We start from the raw sequence: 1,138 nt of genomic DNA, 5'->3' as shown, positions 1-1,138 counted from the left end.
GCTCCGTGCGCGAACTGTTCACGAGAACGGCGGTGGCGGAGCGGTCAGGCGGCGCGCTCGACGGCGCGCAGTGCGTGGCTCTCGACGACGTCGGCGATCTCCCGGTCGAAGTCGTCCTTCAGCGCCTGATCCGTGACGCAGTCGACGAGCCACCCGGCTGTGCGTGCCTGACGATCCCGAGCCTTGTCACGCTGGGCTTCGAAACGACCGCCGTGCCAGGTGACGTGGTCGATCTCGAGTGCCCAACCGATCGCGGGGTCGGCGATGTCCGCATGGATCACGACCCCGTTCGGCAGTCGAATCGGATGCTGGTTCGTCAGGCCACGGAGTCCGGCCCGACGGAGCGCGGACAGCACCTTGGTCTCCAGGCCCGACTGTGCCGGCTTCTGCCACGCGGGTCGTTGCGACAGGACGCGATGAACCCGTGCGAGACCGGGGCGACCCCGAGTGTCGAGGCGGCGCACGGTCCGAAACAGCGTCGCGACATCGTCGTGGCGGTCGAGCACCCATTCCGTGAGCATCTCGAACTTCTCGTCGCCCAGTTGTGATGCGCAGTCGAACCATGCTCGCGGTGGGCTCGCGACGCGGATCCCGTCGGTGCGGACGACGACATCCTCGGCGGTGAGCACATTCGTCCTGCGGAGCGTGACACCCGAGGTGATCGGCGTCCGGTCGTGGCGGACCAGGACCTCGGGAACGCGCGGCTGGAACACGTGTCGGAACTCCCACAACCGAGCGGCCGCGGGACCCGTGATCACCGCCTCCGGATCCGCCTGGCACGCCGCGACGCAACGCGCCTCGAACGTGAGCGGTGAACTGGCGATGAGGTACACGCCGTTGTGGAGTCGCTTGAGGATGCGTTCCTGGGACAGATGGGCGATCGCGTGACGGGTCACCCCGTCGTCGAGCATCTGTCGGGTCGTGACGACACCGTGGTGCGACGCAACATGCGTCAGCAGGTCGGCAGAGAATCGTGGCATCGGAATCGGGCCTTTCGTCATGGCGACGTCGATGCGTCGCTCACGTGACGGGACGAACGTGTCCGATCGGGCGCGGGTGCCGAAGTCCGAACGGTACCGAGACCCGCCACGATCGCCTCCCATGGCACGTTCTCGTGAACAGTTCGCGCACGGAGCGC

1 protein-coding gene is annotated in these 1,138 nt (G+C 67.5%); it reads right to left on the bottom strand.

What is annotated here, in order from left to right; genetic code table 11:
- Nucleotides 1-44 precede the first annotated feature (44 nt).
- Nucleotides 45-1,001 (bottom strand): type IV toxin-antitoxin system AbiEi family antitoxin domain-containing protein, encoded by a 957-nt coding sequence (locus tag ON45_RS20500; RefSeq protein WP_158412561.1) that lies wholly within the window; start codon nucleotides 999-1,001, stop codon nucleotides 45-47.
- Nucleotides 1,002-1,138 lie beyond the last annotated feature (137 nt).

This window comes from Ilumatobacter nonamiensis YM16-303 (genome assembly GCF_000350145.1).
GTDB lineage: Bacteria > Actinomycetota > Acidimicrobiia > Acidimicrobiales > Ilumatobacteraceae > Ilumatobacter_A > Ilumatobacter_A nonamiensis.
Note: the sequence above shows the minus strand (reverse complement) of the source record. Positions and strands in the feature narration are given on the sequence as shown.